Source organism: Glycomyces sp. NPDC046736, assembly GCF_040645615.1.
Classification (GTDB): domain Bacteria; phylum Actinomycetota; class Actinomycetes; order Mycobacteriales; family Micromonosporaceae; genus Glycomyces.
Genome location: NZ_JBEYYO010000004.1, coordinates 93,977 through 119,719, shown reverse-complemented (window position 1 = coordinate 119,719; position 25,743 = coordinate 93,977). Strand labels below are relative to the sequence as shown.

The window sequence follows — 25,743 nt, the reverse complement described above, 5'->3', positions numbered from 1 at the left end:
AGCGGGCGGCGGTCACCCGGCAATGGTACGCGGGCCCGACCGGGCCCGAACCCGTCCCCGCGACCGCCTGCCACCCCGCAGGAGCAGCGCGGACATGCCGATCAGGCCGCCCCCGGCGGCCGTCGCGGCCAGGCTCCAGGCGCCCGTGACTTCGGTCGCGGCCTCGACCGGGGCCTCAGCCGGATCGGCGGCGATCGCGGCGGCCGCGTCGACCAGGCCCGCGCCGAGCCCCGAGCCCGCGTGAGCGGCCGTGGACGTGAGCGCGGCCCGCACCTGCGCGGCGGACCAGTCCGGGTGCGCCGAGCGCACCAGCGCCGCGGCTCCGGCCACGATCGCCGACGCGAAGGACGTGCCGGTCACAGTCTTGTGCCCGCCGCCGGGCGCGGGGGCCAGGAGCTCCGCGCCGGGGGCGGCCAAGTCGGTGCCTTCGCCGGTGACGGCGGTCGGCCAGCGGCGGCCCGCGTCGTCGGTGCCGGTCACCGCGAGCACGTCGGGCAGGCGGGCGGGGAACCACACCTCTTCTCCACCGCCGTCCTCGTGGTGGTTTCCGGTGCAGGCCACCACGATCACGTCGTGGCGCTCGGCGTAGGCGAGGGCCTCGGCGAACGGCGCGGAGTCGGTCTGGCCGCCGAGCGAGAGGTTGATGACGTCGGCGCCGTTGTCCACGGCCCACTCCACGGCCGCGCCGACCATCGCCGAGTCGTGGTACCGGTTCTCGTCGTCGAGCACGCGCACCGGCAGGATCTCGGCGTCGGGCGCGATCCCCGGATGCCCTGAAGCGGTGCGCCCGGCGATGAGTCCGGCGACGGCGGTCCCGTGCCCGACCGGATCGGACTGCCCGAACGCGCGCTCGTAGACCGGGCTCGGCTCGGCCTCGACGGCGAGCAGGCGGGGCGTGTCCCCCGGATCGACGTCGACATAGCTGCGCCCGGGCAGGACGGCGCCCGCGAGATCGGGATGGTCGGCGTCCACCCCGGAGTCGATGACGGCGACGACGACCCCGGCTCCGGTCGACCGGTTCCAGGCCGCAGGAGCGTCGACGGCCGCGAGATGCCACGGAACGGGCGACGCGGGCCGAGCGGGAAGTGCCCCAGGGGAGTCGGCCCCAGGATCGGTGAGCGGCGCGCTGGCCCACGAGGCGGGCGGATCGAGTGGGGTGAGGTTCGCGGCAGCGGGCGTCGCGAGGTCCGGGACGACCGTTTCGGCCCAGGAGGCGGGCGCGTTAAGCGCCGCGAGGCTCGCGGCCGTCGCCGTCTCGGGGTCGGCGGCGGCCCGGTCGCGGGCGGTCGCCGCGAATCGCGCGAGGTCCGGAGCGACCGTCTCGCCCCACGCCGCAAGCGCTTCGAGCGCCGCGACGTTCGCGGGCCCGGCCGTCGTCGCGCTCGCCGCCGACGTCTCGGCCGCTTCCGGCGCATCCGCCCACGCCGCGGCGTCGCCCGCTTCGGCCGTCGCCGTGCGGGTTTGGGCCGCGTCGAGGACTCCGGCGGCCTGCGGCGTCGCCGTTTCGGCGGTTGCCGGGGCCGCGGTGAGCAAGAGCGCCAGCAGGGTCGCCGAGATGCCGGCGAGGGCGCAGCGTGTGGAACGTTCCCCCATGAGAACGGGATCGTCACACAGGGGCAGGCCCACAGCGTGGGAATGACACGCGTTCGCCTTTATGATTTCGTTATTCTTCGCCTACTGACGGAAACTTGACAACGCGGTCGCGTTACGGTGACGATCGCGAGGGGACGCCGCGTTCGCTCGACACCGCCCCATCCAAGACCGGTAGGGGGAAAGGGCTGAGTGGGATTGATGTGGGAACCGAGTAACGAGATCGAGCACCGTCTCCGAGAGGCGCTCCGAGCCGAGGACCAGGACGGATACTTCCGGATCCTGGCGCAGATCGAACTCGTCCTCCCGCTCTCCTATGAGGACTCGAGCGGTACGGGCGCCGACACGTGGGCCACCTGGACCACCGACGACCGCACCCACATCCTGGCGTTCACCTCCGAGAGCGCGCTCCAGGTGTGCCTGAGGGACAACGCCGGCGCGTCCCGCCGCGTCAACTTCTCGGCGCTGGCCGAGGCCTGGCCCGACGAGGAGTGGTGGCTCGCGGTCAACCCGGGCCTGCCGATCGAGGGCTACCTCCCGGCCTGGTTCGTCTCGCAGGTCGCCCAGGGCATGACCACGGTCCCCGCCGACCCCGCCCCCGCGCCCCCCGAGCAGTACCAGGACCGCACGTTCTCCACTGCGGCCCAGTCGGACCCGTTCGCCAACCCGATGGCCCCGGCCCCCGCCCCGCGCGAGAGCTTCATGCCCCCGGCCCCGCCGGTGCCCGAGGTCCCGCCCGCGCCGCGCCGCTCGGCCGACCTGGGCGGCCCGACCGGCCAGCAGTCCACCGTAGGCGGCACCACCGGCGCCGGTCTCCCGCTGCGCCAGCCGCCCCGCGAAGAGGCCGAGCCCGAGGCCTTCAACGGCCACTCGTTCGCCTCCCAGCCCCCGCCGCCCCCGCCCAGCCACCCCGCGCAGCAGGGCCTCGGCTCGCAGCCGCGCGGGTTCGCGTCCCAGCCCCCGCCCGCTCCCTCGCAGCCCCAGCAGCAGGGCTTCCCGGCCGAGGCGAACTGGCCCTCCGAGCAGGACCAGTGGCCCGACGCGCCGGACTGGCTGCGCGACCAGCAGCCCGACCCCTCGACGCTCCCGACTCGCGCTCCGGCCCAGCCCGAGGCCTATCCCGAGCCGTTCCCCGCGAACGACTCCTTCGGCCCGGCGAACGGCTCGTTCACGCCTGTCGGCGGCGCGCCCGCGCCGCAGGACCAGGGGCGCTCGGCCGAGGCCTTCGCCTCGATGTCGAGCGCGTTCGGCCGCCGCGAGCCCGAAGTCGAGCCCGCCCCCGCGGCCACCGGCCCGGCCCCCGTGGAGCTCTCCGGTGAGGACGCCGAGCCGCTGCTGGCCCAGGCCGCCGCGTCCGGCGACACGGCCACGTTCCTCCAGACCCTGTTGTGCGCCAGCGTGATCCTGCCTGTCGGCGACCCGGCCGCCGCGCACATCCGCGTCGGCGACCCGGCGTTCCGGTGGGCCAGCGACATCGTCGACGGGATCATCGGCATCACCGTGTACACCTCCGAGGCCCGGCTCGCCGAGCGCGCGGGCGCGGACACGCCGCACACCACGGTGCCCTTCGGCTGGCTGATCCAGCACTGGCCCGGCCAGGACTACGCGCTGTACGTCAACCCCGGCACCGAGGTCGGGGCCAACATGTCCGGCCCCGAGGTCGAGCCGCTGCTGAAGTGGGCCGAGGCCAAGGACCTGCTCGCCTTCGCTTCCGCGATGGAGCGCCGCCAGGCGGCCGCGGCCCGGGCGGCCTCGCCCTCGCACCGCGTGCAGCCGGTGCAGTGGCAGAAGACCATCCCGCACCACCAGGTGGCGTTCTACCTCGAACGCGGCTACGACCGCGTGGGCGGCTTCGTGCACCCCGTCGAGGCCGTGGACCACCTGCGCACCCCCGCGCAGCTCTACCTCGCGCTCGGGCTGCTGCGGGTCTCCGAGGACTTCAGTCCCACCGACGACTCGGTCCACGTGCTGCGCTGGACCGGCTACCGCACCGACCTGTACCCGCAGGCCATCGGCGGCAACGACATCCTGACCGCGCAGGAGCGCGGCGGGTTCGTGGTCGAGACCGGCCCCTTCCGCGGCGACGGCTACGCGCCCTCCGAGTCGCCCGACGAGCGCATTCCCGAGCACAAGGTCGACTCGGTCCGCCTGCCGCACAACGCGAAGATCCTGCGGATCGACTCGCGCGGCGAGGTCGCCGAGATCGCGTTCTACGACTCCGACACCCGCGAGTGGGCTCCGATCGACGGCAGTTTCGGCGGCCCGGCGGCCATCGAGGCCCCGCCCGCGCAGGCGCTGCCTGCGGCCCCGGCGGCCGATGCCTACGGTTACGACAGCGCTCTGGGCGAGGCCTGGGGCGACGGTTCGGGCCACTACGACCTGGTGCGCCCCGCGCCCGAGGACCGGGCGGCCAACGTCCTGGACCACCGCGACCGATAGGAGGTTGTCATGAGGGACGGCTACATCGCCCGCTGGAAGGGCGCCGAGTACGACTCCAGCCCCGACGGGGCCCACGTGCGCCTCTACTCGCCCACCGGCGGCGACGGGTTCGTGGAGGTCGCCGACGGGCGCTTCCGCCGCGGCGTGCCGATCGGCGAGCTCGAAGACTTCTTCTACGTCCGCACGGTCGGGACCTGGAGGGGCGAGCCGTTCCTGGTGCTCGGCGCCTCGGGGGACTGGCTGCGCCTGGAGTACTGCGGCGGCCGCGCCGACGTGGCCCGCTCGCTGGGCCTGGAGCCCTACGACAACGGCGTGTACCAGATCTGGGCCCCGGCCGAAGAGGTCAAGGACATCGCCGAGCAGTACCTCTAGCACTTCCCGAACGCCCCGGTCCGCGTGGACCGGGGCGTTCGCGTTCCCCCAGGTCGGCAGTGGGCATCGATCTGTGTGAATCTGTGTAGAGACCGCTTTCCAAGCAACCCGGATCTGCGGTATGCTTCGAACGAAAATGTAAGCGTTTGCCTGAGCATCGTCTGGAGACACCCCTATGGCAGAGAGAATCACCGTCGGCATCGCCCTCAACGGGGTGACCGGCCGCATGGGCTACCGCCAGCACCTCGTGCGCTCGCTCCTGGCGATCCGCGAGCAGGGCGGCGTCGAGCGCGCCGACGGCTCGGTGATCTGGCCCGAGCTCACCCTCGTCGGCCGCAGCGCCGACAAGCTCGCCGAGATCGCGGGCCGCCACGGCCTGGACAAGTACACCACCAGCCTCGACGAGGCCCTGGGCGACGAGAAGATCGACGTCTACTTCGACGCGCTCACCACCCGGCACCGCCTCGCCTCGGTAGGCGCCGCCATCAAGGCCGGCAAGCACGTCTACACCGAGAAGCCCATCGCCACCAGCCTCGACGACGCCCTCGGCCTGGCCCGCGCCGCCCGCGACGCCGGGGTCAAGAACGGCGCGGTCGCCGACAAGCTCTACCTCCCGGGCCTGCGCAAGCTCAAGCGCCTGGTCGACGCCGGGTTCTTCGGCAAGGTCCTGTCGGTGCGCGGTGAGTTCGGGTACTGGGTCTTCGAAGGCGACTGGCAGGAGGCCCAGCGGCCCTCGTGGAACTACCGCGCCGAGGACGGCGGCGGCATGGTCCTCGACATGTTCCCCCACTGGTCCTACGTCTTCGAGGGCACGCTCTCGCCGGTCAAATCCGTGACCGCCCACGTCACGACCCACATCGCCGAGCGCTTCGACGAGTCCGGGCAGGCCTACCCCGCGACCGCCGACGACGCCGCGTACGCGATCTTCGAGCTCCACGACGGCACCGTGGTCCAGATGAACTCCTCCTGGGCCACCCGCGTCGACCGTGAGGAGCTCGTGGAGTTCCACGTCGACGGCACCGAGGCCTCGGCCATCGCAGGCTTGCGCAAGGTCCGCGCCCAGCACCGCGCCCACACCCCCAAGCCGGTGTGGAACCCCGACATCGACCAGCCGATCGCGTTCCGGCAGCAATGGCACGAAGTTCCCGACAACGAGGTCTTCGACAACGGATTCAAGCTCCAATGGGAGGAGTTCCTGCGGCACGTCGTGGACGACGCGCCCTGGCACCACGACTTCCTCGCCGCCGCCCGCGGCGTGCAGCTCGCCGAGGCCGGCTACCGCTCGGCGCGCGAAGGACGCCGCATCGACCTGGAGGAGCTGGTCCTGTGACCCGCGAGTTCACTTCCCGCGTGATCTACTCGGCGGCCCACGTCGTCGCCGATCCGCTCGCCGACAACGGCCCCGGCCGCCCCGCGGCGGTCGACTGGGACGCGACGATCGCGTTCCGCCGCCACCTGTGGGACCTCGGGCTCGGCGTGGCCGACGCGATGGACACCGCCCAGCGGGGCATGGGCCTGGACTGGGACGCCACCAAGGAGCTCATCCGCCGCTCGGCCGAAGCCGCCGGGCCCGACGACCTGCTCTCGTGCGGGGTCGGCACCGACCAGCTCGGCGCGGGCCCGGCCACGATCGAACAGATCCGCGCGGCCTACCTCGAACAGCTCGGCGTCGTTGAGGACGCGGGAGCGGGAACGATCCTCATGTGCTCGCGCGCCCTGGCCGCGAGCGCGAAGAACGCCGACGACTACAAGGCTCTCTACGCCGAGCTGCTCGGCGAGGTCAGCGGCAAGGCGATCCTGCACTGGCTCGGCCCCATGTTCGACCCCGCGCTCGAAGGCTATTGGGGCGCGACGGATCTTGACGAGGCCGCCGATACGTTCGTGGAGATCATCGCGGCCAACGCGGGCAAGGTCGACGGCATCAAGATGAGCCTGCTCGACGCCGAGGCCGAGATCGCCCTGCGCCGCCGCCTGCCCGCAGGGGTCCGCTGCTATACCGGCGACGACTTCAACTACCCGCGCTTGATCGCCGGGGATGAGTTCGGCTACTCCGACGCTCTGCTGGGGATCTTCGATCCGCTCGCGGCGCTGGCCTCGAAGGCGGTGCGGCACCTCGACGGCGGCGACGTGGCCGCGTTCCATGCGGTCCTGGACCCCACGGTGCCCTTGGCGCGCAAGGTCTTCGAGGCGCCCACGTTCAACTACAAGACCGGTGTGGTGTTCCTGGCCTGGCTCTCGGGCTTCCAGGACCACTTCAAGATGGTCGGCGGCCTCGAATCGGCCCGCTCCGTGACGCACTTGAGCGAGATCGTGGACCTCGCGCTGGAAGCGAAGCTCTTCCCCAATGAGGACCTCGCGTTGGACCGGTTCAATGCGCTGCTGAAAGTGGCCGGTCAGCCCCCGAGGAGCCTCGCGTGAGTGTTCTCGACCGCTTCTCGTTCAACCACGCCACCGCCAAGTTCTGGGACCAGCGCGAAGCCGTGGAGGCCTGCGCGCGTACCGGCGCGGGGATCGGCCTGTGGCGCGAACCGGTGCAGGAGTTCGGCCTCGACGCGACCGCGAAGCTGGTCAAGGACGCGGGCGTGGAGGTCACCAGCTTGTGCCGGGGAGGGTTCTTCACCGACCCGACTCCGGCCGCGATCGAGGACAACCGAAGGGCGATCGACGAGGCCGCCACTTTGGGCGCTCCGGCGCTGGTCCTGGTCTCGGGTCCGATCCCCGAAGGCGGCACGATCGACTCGGCCCGCGAGGGAGTGGGGGAGGCGCTGGCCCGGCTCGCGCCGTATGCGGCCGAGCGCGGCGTGACCTTGGCGATCGAACCGTTGCATCCGATGTTCGCCAGTGACCGCTGCGTGGTCACCACGATCAACGAGGCCCTGGACCTGGCCGCGCCGTTCGCGCCCGAGGAGGTCGGGGTCGTGGTCGACACGTATCACATCTGGTGGGATCCCCAGGTGTGGCAAGGCATCGCGAGGGCGGGAGTCGAGGGCCGCATCGCCTCGTTCCAGTTGGCGGACTGGGTCACGCCGCTCCCGGCTGGGGTTTTGACCGGCCGGGGTCAGTTGGGTGAGGGTTGCATCGACATGAAGCGCTACCAGGAGACGGTGGACGCCACCGGGTTCACCGGCCCGATCGAGGTCGAACTCTTCAACGACGCCCTATGGGCCCGCCCGGGCGCGGAAGTCTTCGAAGAAACGAGGGCCGCCTTCGCGCGCGTCCTGGTATGAGAGTCCGATGATCAACGATGAGCACACCGCCCGGCAGGTCTGCGAGGGGATTCTCGATTCGCTCGTAGGCCTGCCGTTCGGCTTGGGCGTCGCCTCGGTTCGGCTTGATACGGACTCGGAGCCCGGTCTCGCTTTCGAGCCGACCTCGGTCGAGATCACGCTCGCGATCGACCGTGAGTCGGCGGTGGTCCGCTGGAATCTTGCGTTGCCACAGTTGGATGCGGTTGTCGATCTCGCGAACCAGGTGCAGGACGCCCTCGCCGAATCCAGGGCCGGTTGGGGCGCTCAGATTCCTCGGTGCAGCGTTCACGGGCATCCGTTGGAGCCGCGTGTCGTCGATGGCGTTGCTGTTTGGGCGTGTCCGCTCGGCTATGCAGACGCGATGATCCCCATTCGATAAGGCCTGCCGCGCGGTTCGGGCGGCGGTGATGACGAGCTGTGAGGCCGGTTGGACTGGGGTCTTGCGGCTACCCGGCCGGATTGGGCCGGGGTTGGTGCGGCGGCGACAACGGGGTGAGTGGATGGGTGGGGTGGGAGTTGCGGCTGTCCGGTGGGGATTGGGCCCGGGTTTTTTGGCGGCGACAACGAGGTGTGGGGCCGGTCCTGGCAGGATTTGCGGCTTTCTTGGGGGTGATGGGCCCGGGTTTTGGGGGGTGGGTTGGTTTTGGGCATGCCGGTGCCCCAGGCTGTTAGGCCTGTTGTTTGGCGGTTGTGAAGCGTTCGCGACATCGCGCCTTGGCTTTCTTGAGTGCGGCGTGTGCTCGTTCCCTTGAGACCGCTTCGGCTCTGGCATCGAGGTCGGGTTTCATGGTCTGGGGCCATTCCGATCGGTAGAGGCCGGTGGGGAAGACATCCCAGTCGGAGTCGTTGTTGTCTGCGTCGATGTCTTGGTCGGTGCGCCAGTCCTCACAGCCACACTCGTCCTGCCCGGTCGCGCCTTGCTTGGCGGTGGTGCCGGTGTCGTGGTCGTGGTGGGTGATGATCGCCTGCCCGGGGCCGGTCTTCTCCACGGTCCATCCTTGGGTGTGGATGCGGCCGTGGTGGAAGCGGCATAGCAGGATGAGGTTGTCGGCGGTGGTCTCGCCGCCATCGGCCCAGTGTTGGATGTGGTGGGCTTCGGTCCAGGCGATCGGCCGGTTGCATCCGTACCAAGCGCAACCCTGGGGCTGTTCGAGTTCGAGCTTCCTGCGGAGGGCGGTGTTGGGGAGACGCAGGGCTCGGCCGAGTTCGATGGCTTCACCGGTCTGGTAGTTGAACACCGAGGGGATCACTCCTGCCTCGCACGCCAGCAGGCGGGCCTGGGCTACCGAGACCGGCTTCCCTTCGAGGGTCGGGACCCGGTCAGTGTCCTTGCCCTGCAACGTTTCGATGTCGACAGCCAAGTCGAGGGTAGCGGTGTGACCGTGCCGTGTGGTGGCCTCGGGGCTGGTGCCGTAGCCGGACAGGAGCTGGTGCAAGGCCTCGGCATCCCGGTTCGCTTTCGGGGGAAGCACGCCTTCGGTGTCGGTTTCGTCTTGGCGCGGGGGCGGGCAGGCGGTCTTCAAGTACTTGTCCAGCAACCGGCCCGTCTCATCGGCGAGTTCACCGGAGAGCGACCACATGCCGTTGCCGGTCTCGACCAACTCGATCCACTGCAAGGACTGCTCCCCAAGGGTTTCGAGCAGCTCGGTCTCTTCAGCCAAGTGCGCGGCGAGTTCATCGAGATGCCGTTGCAGGTCCTTGAACGGGGCGTGCGCGCAGTACTCGGCGATGAGGTCTTCGGGGGTGGCGCACTGGACCTCGGGGTCGAAGGGGGAGGCGACCGGTGTCCGGAAGGGGGTGCGGGCGAACAAGCGCATCGCGGGGGTGCGATCGAGTTGGCGGACTGCGAACGCCACTTGATCAATCCTCGCCCTGCCAGCAGTGGCCGCCTCGGACAACACCGCGAACTTGCGGGACAGCCGCGCGATCGCGGCAATATCGGCGGCGGTGCGGGTGTGGAAGTCGAACTTCGCGCACAACCAATCCCGCAGCCCCGAATACCCATCGACATCCCGGTGGATCTTCCACGCTTGGGCCTCGATCACCGCCGACAAGACACGGGCATGGAAATCGTTGATCGCAGTCGCGGCTTTGTCGAGGAGCGTGTGGATGGCAGTGGACTTCTCCGTGCGAGTCAGAGTCGCAGTATCGGTAGCCATCGAGAACACCTCCTCAAACAAGATCGTGGTTTTCGCTTCCTTGTGCTGATTCAATACTAGAACCACACAGACACACTGTCATCACCCAAAGGGTGCAAGACTACTCATATTCCCAGGTCACAGCCCCACAAGCCGCGCCACGAACGGGCCCGGCAACGCAAACCAACCCCGGCCGCCGCCCACCCTTTTGTCGCCGCCGCCTGAACCCCAACCCGAACGGGCCCGGCCACGAAAAGCGACCCCAGGCCGCCGCCTGCCTCGTTGTCGCTGCCGCTCTAACCCGGGCCCGAACAGGCCCGGCCACGAATAGCGACCCCAGCCGCCGCCTGGCTCGTTGTCGCTGCCGCTCTAGGTCTGGCCCGGACGGGCCCGGGCGTGAAAAGCGGCGCCGCCCTCGTGGGTGGCGCCGGTTTTGTGTCGGTTGGTTGTGTTCAGGCGAGGTCGGTGGACCTCAGGGTTCCCAGGAGGGTTGTGAAGTCTTGGGTGGAGAGGGCGAGGATTGGGGACTCGTTGCCGAGTTTGGAGTCGCGGATGTCGAAGCCGGTTGTGGCGGGGCGGGCCTCGACGCAGTCGCCGTTGCCGGTGTCAGAGCTGCGGGTGCTCTTGCGCCAGTGGGTGCAGGCGACCTCGACGCAGTCGCCGTTGCCGGTGTTGGCGCTGCGGGTGCTCTTGCGCCAGATCCGCTGCTGACTGGCCGCTTGACTCATTCGCGCTTCACTTCTTTCAACTCTCGGGCGATGCGCTCAGTGCTCGCCTTGGGGCTGAGGGCTACGTCGTTCCAGAGCGCATCGTAGGTCTCTTTGAACGAGTCTATGTCAGGGTCTTCCTCGTAGATCGCGGCGACCGTGCTGTCGATGTACACAACATTCGGGAGGGGTTCGGGCAGCTTGAAGATGGTGTAGCCGACCCCGATGCCAGCAGCGATGTGCATCCAGCAGTCTGCTGGAAGCAGACGGATTTCTGCCCTGGGGAGTTCGGCGATTTCTAGCAGCCGCTCCAGTTGCTCGACAGTCACTTCCGCGCCGCCGACACGCTGGCTGAGGATCGACTCGTGCATTAGCAGTTTGATACGCGGGCCGTTCCGTTTTGTCAGGACGCTGGTGCGCAGCATGCGGGCTTCTAGCTGCCGCCTGAGGGTGACTGGATCGTTCCGTTTGGGACCGTTCGCCATCAAGGACTCTGCAAACCGATGCGTCTGGGTCAGTCCGTGCATGACGGTGAGGGCGAGAATCTGGATCTCCTCGGCCTCACCTTCCATCCAGATGTGGTTGGCGAGGTTCTTGATGTAGGGCTGGAACGAATCCACCCAGCCGCGCTTCGGCGCGTCCTCGTTGATCTGGATGAGGCTCGCGCGCTCCAGCGGGTCGTTCACCCGGTAGAGGTCCAGAAGTGTCAGAAACACGTCACCGGGGATCGGGTACTCGCCGGACTCATAGCGGCTCAGCGTCGCGGCCGTTTTGTCAATGTGGTCTGAGACCTCAGATCCCTTGAACCCCAACTCTTCTCGATAGGTTCGCATCGTTCTGCCGATGTATCGGGCTCGGGCGGTGGGCGGGTTGGGCTTGGCCATGACTACCCCCAGGAGGCTCATGCGTCACATGAGTGTCGCGCTGATCTTGATGCAGCGTAACATTTCCTGGAACCCGCCTTCCAGGGGCTTGCATTGAACGCATCAGTTGTGCAAACCTATTTGAACGGTCGCGAACGCGAAGCGTGGTCGACCAAGGTGGACTTCATCCACCTCGGCCGGTTCGGTGGGGATCGGCCGGGCTTCGACAACTTCATTCGGCCGCACATAGGCGCGGCCCGCGCATGTGAATTCTTTGGCGAGAGTCCTGCGCGGGCCGCTTACACACGAGAGGCGTGCTCTCATGGCACTACTCAGCCTAGCTCGCGACAACGTGCCCGCCCGGGCCAAGATCGACCTGCACTTGCACCAACCTCGCCGCGCGTGGTTCGGCCTCGGCCGCCAGCGCTGCGAATGGTGTTCCGAGCGGTGGGGCCGCCACGGCTGCTACTACCGCGAAACCGCCGCGCGCGAGTTCGTGCGCACCGCCAGCGCCGCCCAGCAGCGCGAAGCCATCGCCTCCGGCCACATCACCCGCGACGACCTACACCTGCGCCGCCGCCTCCGCACCGGCGCGCACCGCCGCGAGCCCCGCGTCCACCTCGACCTGCAAGCCCTGCTCGCCGAGATCGACCTGTCGGCGGTGCGCGCATGACCACCACCTACGTGCCCGGCGACGGGCCCTCCTCGGGCTACACCAAGATCGGGACCGCCGACTTCACCGGCCGCGTCGTCTCCGGCCTCGTCCCGCACGACCGGCCCGACTCGGTCGAGCTCCACCAGCTCTACCCCGACCCGTGCGAGCGCCTCGGGGTCATCGACCACATCGGAGCCGCCAACGCCGAGCTCAAGATCCTCCCACGGCATCGCGACGCCTGGAGCGACGCCGAACGGACCGCGCTGGCCGAGTTCTTCTCCGCCCGCCACCGCGACCACCACCGGCTCGCGGTCCTGCTCAACATCACCAGCCTGCTCGGGGAGGCCGCCAATGGACGCTGAACCCGACAACTGGACCGTCCTCGGCGACTTCACCTACTCGACCGGCATGGGCGGCCACGTGCGCTTCATAGTCGAACGCAACACCGAGGACGCCGCCCTGCACGGCATCAGCTCCAACGAGGACCTGGGCGCGGGGCCTCGCCCCGTGGCGGTGTTCAAGCACCCGCCCGACGGCCCGGTCACCTGGCGACCCGCGTGGCAGGGCGACCCGATGTGCGAGGCGATCGAGCGCGACGCCCGCAAGATCGCCTCGGGTTGACGCGGGTCAGTGGCCGCCGGCGGCGATGCAGAATTCGTTGCCGTCGGGGTCCTTGAGGACCGTCCAGGTGAAGGCGCCGCCGGGGGCTTCGTGGTCGGCCACGTGGGTGGCGCCGGCCGCCACGAAGCGCTTGACCGTGGCCTCGGCGTCCTCTGTGGTGAGGTCGATGTGGATGCGGCCGGGTTCGGTGTTCTCGACGTACTGGAACGAGAGGGCGGGGCCGTCGCCGAAGCCCACGGTGACGTACTCGCCCCAGTCGTTGACGATCTCACCGCCGAGGACCCCCGCCCACCAGGCGGCCAGTTCGCTCGGGCGGGCGGTGTTGACGGTGACGTTCGCGATCTTCAATGCCATGCGCGAGAACCTACATGCCGCCACCGACATGCTCCGGTGATCACTTGCGTTCGAAGTGGTGCAGCCCGTTCAGCGGGCGCTCGCGGTCCTGCTCGGTCGCCTTCCGATGCCCGGTGTAGCTCGCGAAGACCACCACGTTCTCGGTGTAATCCCCGGTCTTCCGGTCGAACTCGCCGCCGCAGGTGATCAGGCGCAGCGCAGGCTCGGGCTCGACGCCGAAGACCTTCTCGTAGGGCAGCCGCCGCTTGTCGTACGACTCGATTCCGGTCACCTCGTACGACACGACCACGCCGTCCTCGCGGGTCACCTCGATCGCGTCGCCTTCGTCCAACTCGCGGATCGCATAGAACACGGCCGGGCCGCTGCGGTCGGTGTCCACGTGCCCCATGAGCACCGTGGGCCCGAACTCACCAGGGGTCGGCCCCTCCTCGAACCAGCCCGCCTCGTGCGGGCGCCACATCTTCGGGACCTCGAAGTCCCCGCGGTAGTCCAGGCCCAGCTCGACCAGTGGCGCGTGGACGCCCGCCGCGTCGATGTCCACCCGCGTGGGCGTCGACCGGTCGAGCCAGGTCCCGCCCGCCGGATCGGCCACCGCGAACGGGTCGTCGGCGAACGGGTTGAGGTCGGGCCAGCGCCACGTCGGCACCGGCAAAGCGCTCCCGGCCATCAACCCGAGGCCCCCGGCCAGCAGGATCGACAGCACCACGACGGCCACCGGCCGGAACGCGGGTTCCGGCCGGTGGATCGGTCTGTCGTCGGCCTCGGGCCGCCTTTCGTCCATGTTCAGGCGGCGACGCGGCGGCGCCGCAGCAGCCACATCCCGGCCGCCGCGGCCAGCACGATCCCCGCGCCCGTCCACAGCACCGCGCTGCCCGAGGCGGCCGTGGAGCCGCCGCCGGTGTGCGCGCCCTGGCCCGAGGTCACCGTGAACTTCGCCGAGGCCGAATCGGCCCCGCAGGTCACCAGCACCGTGTACACCCCGGCCTTCATCCCGTTCGGGACCGTGAAGTTCCCTTGCGCGTTGTTGTTGTTGCGCGGCAGCGCGATGCTCACGTTCGTGTCCTCGATGACGGCGGTCGCGTTCTGGTTGCAGTTGGACGCGAGGACGTCGACGCGGGTGCCGACGGCCCCGGCGGTCGGCGAGAGCGTCACGGTGATCGCGGCGTTCGCGGGAACGGCGCTGGTCAGCACGATCGCGGCGCTGAGTGCGATCGCGGCGAGCGCCCCTCGGACGGGTTTGGTGATGCGCACGGACAAGGTTCCTCCCCGGTGTCCACCGGGTCTTGCCCGGGTGTGACGTGTCAACTGCTCACGGTAATGGTTCTCTGGAGCGCGGCACCGGGTTTCATCGGAAACCGGGGCCCACCGTCGCGTGTGGCGAGTCGGGAATCGGACTCAGTCGCGGGAGCGAAACGCGAAGCGGGACGCGGGGACTGGAAAACATCGATGTCATCTGCCACGATGAGGGCATGAGGCTTCCCGGGAGCGGCATGGTCGGCGGTCTGGCCGCCACCGCGCGGACGGCCGCGCGCCGCGCGGTCACCAGCCAGTACCCCGAGCGCGAACCCGAACTGCCCGAACGCACCCGCGGCGTGATCGCGCTGCACGAGGACAACTGCACCTCCTGCATGCTGTGCGCGCGCGAGTGCCCGGACTGGTGCATCTACATCGACTCCCACAAGGAGACCGTCGAGGTCGAGGGCGCGGCCCGCCCGAGGCAGAAGAACGTGCTCGACCGCTTCGACATCGACTTCTCGCTGTGCATGTACTGCGGGATCTGTGTCGACGTGTGCCCGTTCGACGCCCTGTTCTGGGCCCCCGACTTCGCTTATGCCGAAGGCGACATCCGCGACCTGCTCCACGACAAGGAGCACTTGGGGAAGTGGATGGACACCGTGCCGCCCGCGAGCCTGCCGGAGGCCAAGGAGTGACGCTCGCCGACGTGCTCTTGGCCGCGTTCGGGCTGCTCGCGCTCGGCGCGGGCTTGGCCGTGGTCACCACCAACCGGATCGTGCGGGCGGGGCTGTGGCTCGCGGTGGCGTTCGCCGGGATCGCCGGGGCGGCCCTGGTGCTCGCGGCGGAGTTCCTCGCGTGGGTCCTGGTGCTGGTCTACGTGGGCGCGATCGTGGTCCTGCTCTTGTTCGCGACGATGCTCACCCGGGCCCCCACGGACGCCTCGGACGACCTGGACCGCAGCCGCGGGCCCGGCGCCGTGGTGGCCGCCGGGGTCGGGCTCGGCCTGGCCGCGGTCGTGATCAGCGCGTTCGGGTGGACCCGGGTCGACCGCACCGGCGGCGGCAGCGCGGGCGCGATCGGGGAGGCGGTGTTCGCGAACTGGGTGCTGCCGTTCGAGGTGCTGTCGCTGCTGCTGCTCTCGGCGCTCGTCGGCGCGGTGGTCGTCTCGACCCGCGCGAAGTGAGCAACGGTCTTGTAACAGTGGTCTACTAGCCGCGCGGTAAGCTGGCGGCCATGACCTCACCGATTTTCGCACTCGCCGACGAGTACATCACCTCGTACGCGCGGCTCCACCCCATGTTCGCCGGGCAGGCCGGCATCGTCGGCGACTTCGGCGTCGCCACCGACTTCGGGCCCGAGGCGGTCGCCGAGCGCGCGAAGCTCGACGCCGACACGCTCGCGCGCCTCAAGGCCCTGGAGTCCACCGGCCCGGCCGACGACCTCGCGCGCCTCCACATGGCCGAGCGGCTCGAAGTGAGCGTCGCCCAGCACGAGTCGGGGGAGTGGCGGCGCGCGCTGCGCGTGCCCTACGGCATCCTCCAGAGCCTCGCCGGGTACATCGACCTGGCCCCGCGCGAGACCGAGAACGACTGGCGGCTCAACGTCGCGCGCATGCGGGCCATCCCCGAGATGCTCGCGACCTGGCGCCAGACCATGAACGCCGGGATCGAGGCCGGTCAGACCGTGGCCCGCCTCCAGGTCGTCGAGGGCGCCAAGCAGGCCCGCCGCAACGCCGAGTCGCGGATCTTCGACAAGCACGTCGAGGCCTACCCCGGTGGGAAGCAGGCCCAGGACCTGGCCGACGCCGCCGAGGCCGCGTACGCCGCGTTCGCCGCCGCCGCCGACTACCTCGAAGAGCGCTATCTGCCGCACGCGGCCGAGCGCGACGGGGTGGGCGAGGAGCGCTACCTCCTGGCCGCCCGCGCCACGCTCGGCGCGGTGCTCGAACCCCGCGACGCCTACGACTGGGCCTGGGAGGAGCTGCACCGCATCGAGGCCGAGATGGCCGCCGAGGCCGAGTCGATCCTCCCCGGAGCCGGGCTCGACAAGGTCATCGAGCACCTGGACGCCACCGAGGCCCTCGACTCCTCCGAGGCCTACCTGGCGTGGCTCACCGAGAAGCACCAGGGCGCGCTGGAGGCCCTCAACGGCGTCCACTTCGACATCGACCCGCGCCTGATGAACCTGGACGTGCAGCTGGTGCCCGGTTCCTCGGCCGGTTCGGCATACTACACCGGGCCCAGCGAGGACCTGTCGCGCCCGGGCCGCACCTGGTGGCCGGTGGCCGAACGCGAGAGCTTCCGCACCTGGGGCGAATTGACCACGGTCTTCCACGAGGGCGTGCCCGGCCACCACCTCCAGATCGGCCAGACCAAGGTCACCGGCGAGGGCCTCTCGCGCTTCGCGAAGGTCTTCGGCTCGGTCTCGGGTCACGCCGAGGGCTGGGCCCTGTACGCCGAGCGGCTGTGCGACGAGCTCGGCTGGTTCACCGAGCCGGGCACCCGATTGGGGATGCTCAAGGGCTCGGCGTTGCGCGCGGCCCGCGTCGTGATCGACATCGGCTGGCACCTCGACCTGCCGCTCCCGGCCGCCGAGGCCGCGCGGCACGGCGAGCGCTGGAGCTTCGACGTGGCCCTCGACGTGCTCAAGACCCGTGGTCGCATCGCCGAGCACCGGGCCTATCCCGAGATCGTGCGCTACGCGGGCTGGCCGGGCCAGGCGATCTGCTACAAGCTCGGCGAGCGCGCCTGGATCGCCGCCCGCGACGAGGCGCAGGCCGCCGCCGGGGCCGACTTCGACCTCAAGACCTGGCACACCGACGCCCTCAACCTGGGCCCGATCGGGCTCGACAACCTCGCCGCGGTCCTGCGCGGCAAGTAGACACAGCGAACGGGCCCGGAGCGCGCTCCGGGCCCGTTCGCTGTGTTCAGCGCCAGCGCTCGATCATCGTCGAGGTGGCGCGGTCGATGTCGTCGCCGAGCTGCCGCAGGTGCTCCTTCTCCAGGTCGGCGAGGCTCGCGGTGAGCTTGTCGGCCCGGTCGGCGCCGGGCAGGCGCAGCAGCCAGTTGCGGGCGATCACGGCCTGCCGGTAGCGGTTGAGCAGGTATTCCAGGTCGGTCGTCGGCACCACCACGTCGGTGGCGGGCTGTCCGAGCGCCGGTTCTGCCGCCTCGGCGAGGAACCGCGTCTCCCTGGCGGCCACCCGGGTCTCGTCCCGGGCCAGCACCAGATCCGTTGCGTGGCTGAGCTTCCCGTTCACGTCGAGCAGGTGGGTCTTGGACTGCGAGAGCACGCCCATGAGCGAGGACGCGGGTTTCTCGCCCTCGCGGGTGAAGTCGGCGTGCTCGGCGAACATCCGCACCTGGCCCAGGAGCACGGCCACCCACGTCTGGGAGTGGACGCGCTCGATCTGGCGGTAGGAGTCGCGGACCTGCGCTTCGAGCGAGGCGTGCCAGGCCGGGAACTCCGGTTCGGTGAGCCCGAGCTGGTCGAAGCGGTCTTCGAAGTGGACGCTGAGGCGCTCCAGGTCCTCGGTGTGCTTGAGGGCCGACAGGAGCTGGTCGAGTTCCCGGCCCCCGCGCGGGGTCCCGGTGAACAGGTGCGCGTAGCCCCGCAGGACGGTGCGCAGCCGGTGGATGGCCACGCGCACGGACCCGGCCGAGCCGGGGGCGTAGCGCTCGGTGGCGGCGATGGCGCGGTTGAGGGCGTCGACCTGGCCGGAGACGTACGCGAGCACGACGTCCCCTGCGCGTGTGGACGCCGTCATGGACTCGGGCCCGGCCCTTTCGGCCGCGGCTGCGGATGCTGACATGGCTCCTCCCCCCGGAAGACCTGGTGGAACACAGTATTCCAGCCGGGTCCCGGAGGGAGGAGTCGAAGCGGCGATATTCGACGAACATTCAGGTTCTGGTCGTCAGGCTGTCACCTGGGTCAGCCGGGGATGCAGTCGAGTGCGGGCATCGAGGTCAGGTTGCCCGAGGCGTTGAACCCGAACGTGGCCGAGGAGCCGGAGCTGATCGTGCCGTTCCAGTCGCCGGGACTGGCCATCTGCATGTCGCCCATCGAACTGATCGTGGTGCCCCACGAGCTGTCGATGGTGATCCCCGATCCCGGCGGCCACATCCAGTGGATCATCCAGTCGCTCACCGGCGCGGTGCCGGTGTTCTCGACGGTGATGTTCACCGTCGCACCGCCGTTCCACGAGAAGACCGAAGCGGTGGCGACGCAGTCGCCGCTGGGCTGGCCCGGGTCGGTCGGGGTCTCGCCCGGGTCGGTCGGGTCCGGGCCGGGGTTGGTGACGCTGCCGTCGTTGCCGGGCAGCTGGGTGCCCGGGCGGATGCCGGTCACCTCGCCGTTGCCGCCGTCGAACTCGATGTCGGAGCACGCGTAGAAGTTCTCGCTGGAGTCCGAGCGCACCCAGTGGGTGAACACGATGTGGTAGCCGCTCTTCTGCGGGAGCGTCAGGTTGGCGTAGTAGTAGTGCTCGTTCGAGCCGGGCCCGCCGTTGGAGGCCGGGTTGGAGATGGTCTGGAACAGCTCCAGGTCGTCCCAGGCCAGCGGCTGGTTCGGGTTCCACCCGTCCTTGGTGATGTACAGGTCGAACTTGCCGGGGTGGTGGGCCCAGTTGTTGTAGCGCCATTCGACGGTGGACCCGGCGGTGACGTGGGTGCGCGGCCAGGCTCCGGGCGCGTTGAACGCCGAGAAGTCGTAGGGGCCGTTGCCGCCGCCGTCGCAGATCTGGCCGTCGGGGATGTAGCCGACGGTCCGGCCCGCGCCGTTGGAGTCGAGGTTCCCGAACCAGTTGTAGAACGGGGTCGCGCCGCCTTGGGCCAGAGCGTCCTGGCACTTCTGGTTGTACGGGTCGAGCGCCCCGTTACCCGAGAGGGCGTCGAAGTAGCAGAAGAACTGGCGCGAGCCGGGGAAGACGGTGGCGCCGTGGGCCTCCGCATCGTTCTTCGTGAACAGTGTCGAGATGGTCATGGCCGCTACCGCGGCCAGGACCAGCGACATGATCGCGGCGATCCGGCGGCGCCTGCCGCTGTGGACCACCGTGTCGGCGGTTGACATGGAGTTACTCCTCTGTGCCGGTTATGGAGCGCTCCCAACCAGGCTCGTCGGAGCCCGCGCGCTTCGTTTCGGTAGTGCTCACGAGTATCGTGATATTTGAGTGTATCTATATCTTGGTGGAAAGCGCAAACCCCTGCGAACGCCCCGCTCCGAGCGGGCGTTTCGCGCCGGACGCGTGGATAGACTGGCTTCCATGGACATCGGAGACACCGCCCCGGCATTCGAGCTCAACGACGAGACGGGCGCGCCGCGGGCCCTGGACGACCTCGTGGCCGAAGGCCCGGTCGTGCTGTTCTTCTACCCGGCGGCCCTCTCGGCCGGTTGCACGGTCGAAGCCTGCCACTTCCGCGACCTCGCGGCCGAGTTCGAAGCCCTCGGCGCCAAGCCGGTCGGGATCTCGCACGACGCGGTCGAACGCCAAGCCCAGTTCGCGGCCAAGCACTCTCTGGGCTACCCGCTCCTGTCGGACCCCGACGGCGCGGTCGCCGAGCAGTTCGGCGTGCGCCGCAAGATCACGATCGTGCCGACCAAACGCAAGACGTTCGTCATCGGCGCGGGGCGCGAGGTCATCGGCGTGGTCAAGAGCGAGATGAACATGAACGCGCACGCGGACAAGGCGCTGGCGCTGCTGAAGGAACGGGCGTAGCGAAACGCCGAAGGGGCGGCTCGTAGGCCGCCCCGCTCGGTCGTCTCGCTTCAGATCTGGGCCGCGAGTTCGCGGAAGGCCTTGCCTCGGTGCGAGATCGCGTTCTTCTCCTCGGCGCTCAGCTCGGCGCTGGTCCGATCCGAGCCCTCAGGCACGAACAGCGGGTCGTAGCCGAACCCGTTGGTGCCCTTCGGTTCGCGTCCCACGTGCCCGGGCATCTCGCCGTGGACCACGAGCTCGCGCCCGTCCGGCCACACGATCGCCGCCGCGCACACGAACCGCGCGCCCCTCAGGTCGTCGGGGACATCGGAGAGCTGGTCGAGCAGCAGCGCGTTGTTCGCGGCGTCGTCCTTCGCCGTCCCGGCCCAGCGGGCCGAGAGCACGCCGGGCATGCCATTGAGGGCGTCGACGGCCAGGCCGGAGTCGTCGGCGATGGTCGCCAGCCCGGTGTGCTTGACCCCGTCGCGGGCCTTGAGCAGGGCGTTCCCGGCGAAGGTCAGCTCGGTCTCGGGGGTCTCGGGGTAGTCCTCGACCGCGTCGAGGCCCACGAGCTCGACGTCGGGCGCCGCGGCCGCGAGGATCTGGCGCAGTTCGTCGACCTTGCCCGCGTTGCGGGTCGCCAGGAGCACCCTCACGGCGAGAGCAGGGTTCGGGCCTGGAGGCCGGCGAGTTCCTTGCAGCCCTTGAGGGCCAGGTCCAGCAGCGAGTCCAGTTCGGCGCGGTTGAAGACCGCCTCCTCGCCGGTGCCCTGGACCTCCACGAAGTCGCCTTCGCCGGTGCAGACCACGTTCATGTCGACCGACGCAGCCACGTCCTCCTCGTAGGGGAGGTCGAGCACGGGCTGGCCATTGACGACACCGACGCTGATCGCGGCCACCGAGGTGGTGAGGATCTTGTCGGGCTTGCGGGCGAGCTTCTTGTCTCCCAGCCAGGTCACCGCGTCGTGCAGGGCCACGTAAGCGCCGGTGATCGAGGCGGTGCGGGTCCCGCCGTCGGCCTGGAGCACATCGCAGTCGAGGGTGATCGTGTTCTCGCCCAAGGCCTTGAAGTCGACGCAGGCGCGCAGGGAGCGCCCGATCAGGCGCGAGATCTCATGGGTCCGGCCGCCGATCTTGCCGCGGATGGACTCCCGGTCGGATCGCGAGTGGGTCGAGCGCGGCAGCATCGAGTACTCCGCGGTCACCCACCCCTCGCCCGATCCACGGCGCCAACGCGGCACTCCGGGGTTGACCGTCGCGGTGCACAACACTCGCGTCCGGCCGAATTCGACCAGCACCGACCCCTCGGGGTGATCGGTCCAGGAACGGGTGAACTTCACGCTGCGCAGCTCGTCGGCGGCGCGCTTGTCAGGTCGAGTCATCCGCACCAGCCTACGGGAACGTACAGGCGTGTGACACACTAGTTGCTGCTCAAATGAGACGACCGGCACGATACAAAACGCGCGAGTGGCGACTGCACTTTCGGTTCGCCACGTCGCGCTCCGCGCGAGTGGCGACTGCACTTTCGGTCCGCCACGTCGCGCTTCGCGCGAGTGGCGGAACTGGCAGACGCGCAGGATTTAGGTTCCTGTGTCCTAGGACGTGGGGGTTCGAGTCCCCCCTCGCGCACCGCGATTCCGAGGCCCGATCCCGGGGAGCCGGGGTCGGGCCTCGTCAGGCCCGTGTGAAGCGGTACCAGTGGGGCGAGGTGCGGTTCATCGGCCAGCCCAGGCCCTTCGTGGGTGCGGGGGCGGACGAGTCGAGGTCCCAGTCCGGGAGCGCTTCGCGCACTTCGGTTTCGGAGACGCCGCCGATCATCGACCGCAGCCGGGTCGGGCCGAATTCGAGCATGAGCAGGGACGCCTCCGGCTTCGCGAGCGCGGTGACACCCCGCCCGTAGGCGGCCCGCTGCTCGGCGTCCAGGCCCTGGAAGCAGCCGATGTCCAGCAGCAAGTCGAAGGTGCCGAGACCGGCCGAGGCCAGGTCGGTCACGTCGCCCACGGTGAAGGTCGCGCCCGGGATCGACCGGGCCCGGGCCGCCTCGATCGCCTTCGGGACCAGGTCGAGGCCCACCACCTCCCACCCGCGCCGCGCCAGTTCGGCGCTGAAGACGCCGCGGCCGCACCCGAGGTCCAGGGCCCGCCCGAGCCGGTCGCGGGCCGCCTCCTCACCGTCGAGCATCGCGGCGACGCTGTCGGCTGCGGCCTCGGCGTACTGCTCCCACGGCGTGACCCCGAAGCGGTAGTAGGCGGTGTAGTTCATGTGCGGCTCCTCCCGTTCACCGCGATGGTAGTCCGCGACGACTCGGGGTCGGTCGTTCTCGCCTGCGGCTCAACGACTGCCAGGCCGCAGCCTGGTTCGCACGGCGAGCGCCGCGCAGGCGATCACCGCGAGGGCCCCGGCGAACGTGACCGCGTTCAGCGGCTCGCGCAGCAGCATCGCGGCCCAGGCGAGGGTGAGCACCGGCTGCACCAGCTGCGTCTGGCTCACCTGGGCCATCGGGCCCAGCGCGAGACCCCGGTACCAGGCGAAGAACCCCAGGAACATGCTCACCGCCGCGAGGTAAGCGAACGCGGACCAATGCGCGAACGTGGCCTGCATCGGCTCGGTCGCGAGCGAATACGCCGTCAGTGCGCCCATGAACGGGGCCGCGAGGACTAGCGCCCACGAGATCGTCTGCCACGGTCCCAGTTCGCGCGAGAGCAGCCCGCCTTCGGCGTAGCCGATCGCGGCGGCGACCACCGCGCCGAAGAGCAGCAGGTCGGGCCAGCCGAGGCCGCCGAACTCGTCGTTGTGCAACGCCGCGAACACGATCGCGGCCACCGCGCCGAGCGTCGCGGCCGTCCAGAACGCCCGCGGCGGGCGCTCGCCGGTTCGCAGCACCGAGGCCACCGCCGTGGCGGCCGGGAGGATCGCGATCACGACCGCGCCGTGGCTCGCGTGCGTCGCGGTCAGCGCGTACGAGGTGAGCAGCGGGAACCCGGCCACCACTCCGGCGGCCACGACGCCCAGGCGCAGCCATTGCGTCCGCGTGGGCCTGCGCTGGCCGGTGAGCAGCAGTGCCGCCGCCGCGAGCGCGGCCGCGATGACGGCCCGGCCCGCGCCGATGAACAAGGGGGACATGCCTTCGACGGCGACGCGCGTGAACGGCATGGTGAACGAGAACGCGAGGACCCCGAGCAGGCCCCACCACAGACCGGCGGGAGTGCGGGATAGCGCAGGAGCCGCTTCGATAGTAGCGCTACTATGTTCCTTCATGGTCAACGATAGCAGTCAGCGGATCGTGGCGGCACTGCGCGAATGGATCGCCCAGGCCCCGCCGGGCGCGAAGCTGCCCTCGACGCGGGCGCTGGTCGCCGAGCACGCCGCGAGCCCGGTCACGGTCCAGAAGGCGCTGCGCGCGCTGACGTCCCAGGGGCTCGTGGAGAGCAGGCCCGGGGTGGGGACGTTCACGCGGGCCGCGCGGCCGCTGCGGCCCAGCGACTTCGGCTGGCAGACCGCCGCGCTCGGGTCTCCCCGGCCGCGCATCCCCGAGACGCCCACGGCCCTGCACACCCCCACGAACGAGATGATCGCGCTGCACTCGGGCTATCCGGACCGCGAGCTGCTGCCCGAGCGGCTGGTGCGGGCCGCGTTCACGCGGGCCGCACGCGGGGCCGCGGCGGTGGGCCGCCCGCCCGCGACCGGCCTGCCCGAGCTCCAGGCCTGGTTCGCGACCGAGCTGGGCGACGCGACCCCGCCCGGCGTCGCCCCGCCCGCCCCCAGCGACGTGATCATCGTGCCCGGCAGCCAGAGCGGCCTCAGCTCCGCGTTTCGCGTCCTGGTCGGCCCCGGGCGTCCGCTTTTGATGGAGTCGCCCACCTACTGGGGCGCGATCACGGCCGCCGCGAGGGAAGGCGTGGAGGTCGTCCCGATCCCGTTGGGCCCGAACGGACCCGACCCCGAGGTGCTGGCGCGCGCGTTCGAGCAGACCGGGGCCCGCGCCTACTACGCGCAGCCGAACTTCGCGAACCCCAACGGCGCCAAGTGGTCTCCCGATCTCACCGAACGCGTGCTCGACGTGGTGCGCGAGAGCGGCGCGTTCCTTATCGAGGACGACTGGGCGCACGAGTTCGGGATCGACGCCGAGTCCGACCCGGTGGCCGCGCGCGACGACGACGGGCATGTCGTCTACATCCGCTCGCTCACCAAGAGCGTGTCCCCGGCGGTGCGGGTCGCGGCGGTGATCGCGAGAGGCCCTGCGCGCGAACGACTCCTGGCCGACGCCAGGGCCGAGGCGATGTACGTCAGCGGTCTGCTCCAGGCCGCGGCGCTCGACGTGGTGACCGGGCCGGGTTGGCGAACCCACCTGCGGGCCTTGCGGAACCAGCTCGAATCGCGGCGCGACCTGCTCGCGGCGAGCCTGAGGGAACATGTGCCGCAGGCACATCTCGAACAGCTCCCGCGCGGCGGCCTCAACCTCTGGGCGCGCCTGCCCGACACCACGGACCTGCCCGCGCTCGTGCGCGCCTGCCGCGACGCCGGGGTCCTCGTCGTCTCCGGCGACGAATGGTTCCCCGCCGAACCGACCGGCGCCTACCTGCGCCTGAACTACTCCGGAGCCAACCCGGCGGCCCACGCCGAGGCGACCCGAACCCTGGGCCGACTCCTGGCGTCGTAGTCGGGATCGATGCGGTCGCGACCGCGCGCGTTCACCTTCGGTTCGTCCGGCGGCCTTGTGCGAAGGGGACATTCGGGGACATGGTGGGAACCGTGGAGATCGAGCGGGTGGCGGCGTGCGCGTTGGCGGTGCAGCGGTCGGCGCTGCTGCCGCAGGAGGAGCAGGCCGCGCTGCTGGACCGCTACCGGCGGCTGAGGGAGCGGGTGCTGCGCGAGGGCAGCGCGGAGGACCTGCTGCGCCTCGCACAGATCGACGACGCCCTCGGCCCGGTCCCGAGCCCGGTCACCAGAACCCTCCGCAGCCGCCTCGTCCAGCCCTGAACGGCGGCACGGTCCGCGACCGCAACGGCATGGCGAACCCGGTTGCGGGGCTCGCTCGGCGGCCGCCTGGGCGGCGAGGCGCAGTGGTTCCCGACCTCGGCGGGAGGCCGTTCGCCGACGCGGTGCGCTAGTCGTCCAGGCCCAGCTGCTTGCGCAGGCGGCCCACGTGGCCCGTGGCCTTCACGTTGTACTGCGCGAGTTCGATCTTGCCCTCGGCGTCGATGACGAACGTGGAGCGGATGACGCCGGTGATCGTGCGGCCGTAGTTCTTCTTCTCGCCCCAGGCGCCGTACTCCTCGAGCACCTTGTGCTCGGGATCGGACAGGAGCGGGAAGGTCAGGCCGTCGCGTTCGACGAACTTGGCCAGGGCCTCGGGTTCGTCGGGGGAGATGCCCAGGACCGCATACCCCGCGGCCTGGAGGCTCGCCAGGCTGTCGCGGAAGTCGCAGGCCTCCTTGGTGCAGCCTGGGGTCATCGCGCGCGGGTAGGCGTACAGGATCACCTTGCGCCCCTGAAGGCTCGACAAGGTGACCGGGTCGCCGGTGTCCGTGGCGAGCGTGAAATCGGGTGCCGTCTCACCGGGCTCAAGTCGTACGTTCACAGGGCGCAACCCTACCGTCCGTCCCTGACAATCGCCTGTGAGCACGCCCCGTGTTCCCTGGCCGGATTCGCGCCGTCACCGCCCGCCTTGACCGCGAGGCCGCCGCTATTGCAAAATGATTGCAATAGCCCAGCAGTGGGTTGTTGATTCCACGCGTGGGCGCCCTGCATCCGGCAGGGCGACCGCCATCCCCCTCGCGCCCACCCTCCCGGCCCACCCCGCCGGGCCCACAATCCAGTCGAAAGAAG

The 25,743-nt window shown here is 70.2% G+C and carries 29 protein-coding genes and 1 tRNA gene; 16 read left to right on the top strand and 14 right to left on the bottom strand.

The features are described 5' to 3' along the window. Nucleotides 1-12: 12 nt before the first annotated feature. Entirely contained in the window at nt 13-1,593 is a 1,581-nt protein-coding gene (locus AB0B28_RS06010; RefSeq protein WP_360117258.1) for a S8 family serine peptidase, read from the bottom strand. A 198-nt stretch (nt 1,594-1,791) separates the two neighbouring features. On the opposite strand from AB0B28_RS06010, the gene AB0B28_RS06005 reads away from it, so the two are divergent. The 6 genes from AB0B28_RS06005 to AB0B28_RS05980 all read left to right on the top strand — a co-directional run bounded on the left by AB0B28_RS06005 (nt 1,792) and on the right by AB0B28_RS05980 (nt 8,028). Beyond that, on the top strand, nt 1,792-4,029 hold the full coding sequence (locus AB0B28_RS06005) for an SseB family protein (RefSeq protein WP_360117255.1): 2,238 nt from the start codon (nt 1,792-1,794) through the stop codon (nt 4,027-4,029). A gap of 9 nt (nt 4,030-4,038) precedes the next feature. Continuing rightward, entirely contained in the window at nt 4,039-4,401 is a 363-nt protein-coding gene (locus AB0B28_RS06000) for a hypothetical protein (protein WP_360117252.1), read from the top strand. Between the two features lie 175 nt (nt 4,402-4,576). Continuing rightward, nucleotides 4,577-5,731 (top strand): Gfo/Idh/MocA family oxidoreductase, encoded by a 1,155-nt coding sequence (locus tag AB0B28_RS05995; RefSeq protein ID WP_360117249.1) that lies wholly within the window; start codon nt 4,577-4,579, stop codon nt 5,729-5,731. Beyond that, nucleotides 5,728-6,819: a dihydrodipicolinate synthase family protein gene (locus AB0B28_RS05990; RefSeq protein ID WP_360117246.1), complete on the top strand. Its 1,092-nt coding sequence runs from the start codon at nt 5,728-5,730 to the stop codon at nt 6,817-6,819. Before AB0B28_RS05995 ends, AB0B28_RS05990 begins: the two co-directional genes overlap by 4 nt. After that, nucleotides 6,816-7,628 carry a sugar phosphate isomerase/epimerase family protein gene (locus tag AB0B28_RS05985; protein ID WP_360117243.1) on the top strand — a complete coding sequence of 271 codons (813 nt, stop codon included), beginning with the start codon at nt 6,816-6,818 and terminating at the stop codon, nt 7,626-7,628. Before AB0B28_RS05990 ends, AB0B28_RS05985 begins: the two co-directional genes overlap by 4 nt. 7 nt (nt 7,629-7,635) lie before the next feature. Next, nucleotides 7,636-8,028 (top strand): hypothetical protein, encoded by a 393-nt coding sequence (locus AB0B28_RS05980; RefSeq protein ID WP_360117240.1) that lies wholly within the window; start codon nt 7,636-7,638, stop codon nt 8,026-8,028. A gap of 289 nt (nt 8,029-8,317) precedes the next feature. Here AB0B28_RS05980 and AB0B28_RS05975 read toward each other — a convergent pair whose 3' ends face one another. From AB0B28_RS05975 to AB0B28_RS05965, 3 genes are all read right to left on the bottom strand, one after another. Beyond that, nucleotides 8,318-9,808, bottom strand: coding sequence for a DUF222 domain-containing protein (locus tag AB0B28_RS05975; RefSeq protein ID WP_360117237.1), 1,491 nt, complete (start codon nt 9,806-9,808; stop codon nt 8,318-8,320). A gap of 431 nt (nt 9,809-10,239) precedes the next feature. Beyond that, nucleotides 10,240-10,515: a DUF397 domain-containing protein gene (locus AB0B28_RS05970; protein ID WP_360117234.1), complete on the bottom strand. Its 276-nt coding sequence runs from the start codon at nt 10,513-10,515 to the stop codon at nt 10,240-10,242. Then, nucleotides 10,512-11,378: a helix-turn-helix transcriptional regulator gene (locus tag AB0B28_RS05965; RefSeq protein ID WP_360117231.1), complete on the bottom strand. Its 867-nt coding sequence runs from the start codon at nt 11,376-11,378 to the stop codon at nt 10,512-10,514. Before AB0B28_RS05965 ends, AB0B28_RS05970 begins: the two co-directional genes overlap by 4 nt. A gap of 301 nt (nt 11,379-11,679) precedes the next feature. Here AB0B28_RS05965 and AB0B28_RS05960 point away from each other — a divergent pair, with 301 nt between their 5' ends. The 3 genes from AB0B28_RS05960 to AB0B28_RS05950 are packed head-to-tail and all read left to right on the top strand — an operon-like array spanning nt 11,680 to nt 12,633. Further along, nucleotides 11,680-12,030, top strand: coding sequence for a hypothetical protein (locus AB0B28_RS05960; RefSeq protein ID WP_360117228.1), 351 nt, complete (start codon nt 11,680-11,682; stop codon nt 12,028-12,030). Further along, nucleotides 12,027-12,374, top strand: coding sequence for a hypothetical protein (locus tag AB0B28_RS05955; RefSeq protein WP_360117226.1), 348 nt, complete (start codon nt 12,027-12,029; stop codon nt 12,372-12,374). Before AB0B28_RS05960 ends, AB0B28_RS05955 begins: the two co-directional genes overlap by 4 nt. Further along, entirely contained in the window at nt 12,364-12,633 is a 270-nt protein-coding gene (locus tag AB0B28_RS05950; protein WP_360117223.1) for a hypothetical protein, read from the top strand. The genes AB0B28_RS05955 and AB0B28_RS05950 overlap by 11 nt, the downstream gene beginning before the upstream one ends. Nucleotides 12,634-12,639: 6 nt before the next feature. Here AB0B28_RS05950 and AB0B28_RS05945 read toward each other — a convergent pair whose 3' ends face one another. The 3 genes from AB0B28_RS05945 to AB0B28_RS05935 are packed head-to-tail and all read right to left on the bottom strand — an operon-like array spanning nt 12,640 to nt 14,238. Continuing rightward, the gene (locus tag AB0B28_RS05945) at nt 12,640-12,987 is read right to left on the bottom strand and encodes a VOC family protein (protein WP_360117220.1); all 348 of its coding nucleotides are present in this window, start codon (nt 12,985-12,987) and stop codon (nt 12,640-12,642) included. A 40-nt stretch (nt 12,988-13,027) separates the two neighbouring features. Further along, nucleotides 13,028-13,768 carry a class F sortase gene (locus tag AB0B28_RS05940; RefSeq protein ID WP_360117217.1) on the bottom strand — a complete coding sequence of 247 codons (741 nt, stop codon included), beginning with the start codon at nt 13,766-13,768 and terminating at the stop codon, nt 13,028-13,030. A 2-nt stretch (nt 13,769-13,770) separates the two neighbouring features. Continuing rightward, nucleotides 13,771-14,238: a hypothetical protein gene (locus AB0B28_RS05935; protein WP_360117214.1), complete on the bottom strand. Its 468-nt coding sequence runs from the start codon at nt 14,236-14,238 to the stop codon at nt 13,771-13,773. 218 nt (nt 14,239-14,456) lie between these two features. On the opposite strand from AB0B28_RS05935, the gene AB0B28_RS05930 reads away from it, so the two are divergent. Genes AB0B28_RS05930 through AB0B28_RS05920 form a run of 3 tightly spaced genes read left to right on the top strand, consistent with a single transcriptional unit; the run spans nt 14,457 to nt 17,103 of the window. Then, nucleotides 14,457-14,918, top strand: a complete 462-nt coding sequence (locus AB0B28_RS05930; RefSeq protein WP_360117211.1) for a 4Fe-4S binding protein — start codon at nt 14,457-14,459, stop codon at nt 14,916-14,918. Continuing rightward, on the top strand, nt 14,915-15,406 hold the full coding sequence (locus AB0B28_RS05925) for an NADH-quinone oxidoreductase subunit J (protein WP_360117208.1): 492 nt from the start codon (nt 14,915-14,917) through the stop codon (nt 15,404-15,406). The genes AB0B28_RS05930 and AB0B28_RS05925 overlap by 4 nt, the downstream gene beginning before the upstream one ends. Before the next feature lie 50 nt (nt 15,407-15,456). Continuing rightward, nucleotides 15,457-17,103, top strand: coding sequence for a DUF885 domain-containing protein (locus tag AB0B28_RS05920; protein ID WP_360117205.1), 1,647 nt, complete (start codon nt 15,457-15,459; stop codon nt 17,101-17,103). Nucleotides 17,104-17,149: 46 nt separating this feature from the next. On the opposite strand, the gene AB0B28_RS05915 is transcribed toward AB0B28_RS05920, so the two are convergent. After that, complete coding sequence (locus tag AB0B28_RS05915) at nt 17,150-18,034, bottom strand: CHAD domain-containing protein (protein WP_360117202.1); 885 nt, start codon at nt 18,032-18,034, stop codon at nt 17,150-17,152. A 119-nt stretch (nt 18,035-18,153) separates the two neighbouring features. After that, nucleotides 18,154-19,290 carry a lytic polysaccharide monooxygenase gene (locus AB0B28_RS05910; protein WP_360117199.1) on the bottom strand — a complete coding sequence of 379 codons (1,137 nt, stop codon included), beginning with the start codon at nt 19,288-19,290 and terminating at the stop codon, nt 18,154-18,156. A gap of 193 nt (nt 19,291-19,483) precedes the next feature. Here AB0B28_RS05910 and AB0B28_RS05905 point away from each other — a divergent pair, with 193 nt between their 5' ends. Beyond that, nucleotides 19,484-19,936, top strand: coding sequence for a peroxiredoxin (locus AB0B28_RS05905; protein WP_360117196.1), 453 nt, complete (start codon nt 19,484-19,486; stop codon nt 19,934-19,936). A gap of 50 nt (nt 19,937-19,986) precedes the next feature. Here AB0B28_RS05905 and rdgB read toward each other — a convergent pair whose 3' ends face one another. Together rdgB and rph are read right to left on the bottom strand one after the other, a co-directional pair. Beyond that, nucleotides 19,987-20,571, bottom strand: a complete 585-nt coding sequence (rdgB, locus tag AB0B28_RS05900; protein WP_360117192.1) for an RdgB/HAM1 family non-canonical purine NTP pyrophosphatase — start codon at nt 20,569-20,571, stop codon at nt 19,987-19,989. Next, the gene (gene rph, locus AB0B28_RS05895) at nt 20,568-21,296 is read right to left on the bottom strand and encodes a ribonuclease PH (RefSeq protein ID WP_360117189.1); all 729 of its coding nucleotides are present in this window, start codon (nt 21,294-21,296) and stop codon (nt 20,568-20,570) included. Before rph ends, rdgB begins: the two co-directional genes overlap by 4 nt. A gap of 165 nt (nt 21,297-21,461) precedes the next feature. On the opposite strand from rph, the gene AB0B28_RS05890 reads away from it, so the two are divergent. Beyond that, nucleotides 21,462-21,543, top strand: a tRNA-Leu gene (locus tag AB0B28_RS05890). Nucleotides 21,544-21,588: 45 nt separating this feature from the next. On the opposite strand, the gene AB0B28_RS05885 is transcribed toward AB0B28_RS05890, so the two are convergent. Both AB0B28_RS05885 and AB0B28_RS05880 read right to left on the bottom strand, forming a co-directional pair. Next, complete coding sequence (locus AB0B28_RS05885) at nt 21,589-22,176, bottom strand: class I SAM-dependent methyltransferase (protein ID WP_360117186.1); 588 nt, start codon at nt 22,174-22,176, stop codon at nt 21,589-21,591. 69 nt (nt 22,177-22,245) lie between these two features. Beyond that, a complete protein-coding gene (locus AB0B28_RS05880; RefSeq protein WP_360117183.1) occupies nt 22,246-23,172 on the bottom strand; it encodes a DMT family transporter in 927 nt (308 codons plus the stop codon). Here AB0B28_RS05880 and AB0B28_RS05875 point away from each other — a divergent pair. Together AB0B28_RS05875 and AB0B28_RS05870 are read left to right on the top strand one after the other, a co-directional pair. Further along, nucleotides 23,171-24,574, top strand: a complete 1,404-nt coding sequence (locus AB0B28_RS05875) for a PLP-dependent aminotransferase family protein (RefSeq protein ID WP_360117180.1) — start codon at nt 23,171-23,173, stop codon at nt 24,572-24,574. The two genes, AB0B28_RS05880 and AB0B28_RS05875, sit on opposite strands and share 2 nt — an antisense overlap. Before the next feature lie 80 nt (nt 24,575-24,654). Continuing rightward, entirely contained in the window at nt 24,655-24,894 is a 240-nt protein-coding gene (locus AB0B28_RS05870; RefSeq protein ID WP_360117177.1) for a hypothetical protein, read from the top strand. A 127-nt stretch (nt 24,895-25,021) separates the two neighbouring features. Here AB0B28_RS05870 and bcp read toward each other — a convergent pair whose 3' ends face one another. After that, nucleotides 25,022-25,495: a thioredoxin-dependent thiol peroxidase gene (gene bcp / locus AB0B28_RS05865; protein ID WP_360117174.1), complete on the bottom strand. Its 474-nt coding sequence runs from the start codon at nt 25,493-25,495 to the stop codon at nt 25,022-25,024. Between the last annotated feature and the right edge of the window lie 248 nt (nt 25,496-25,743).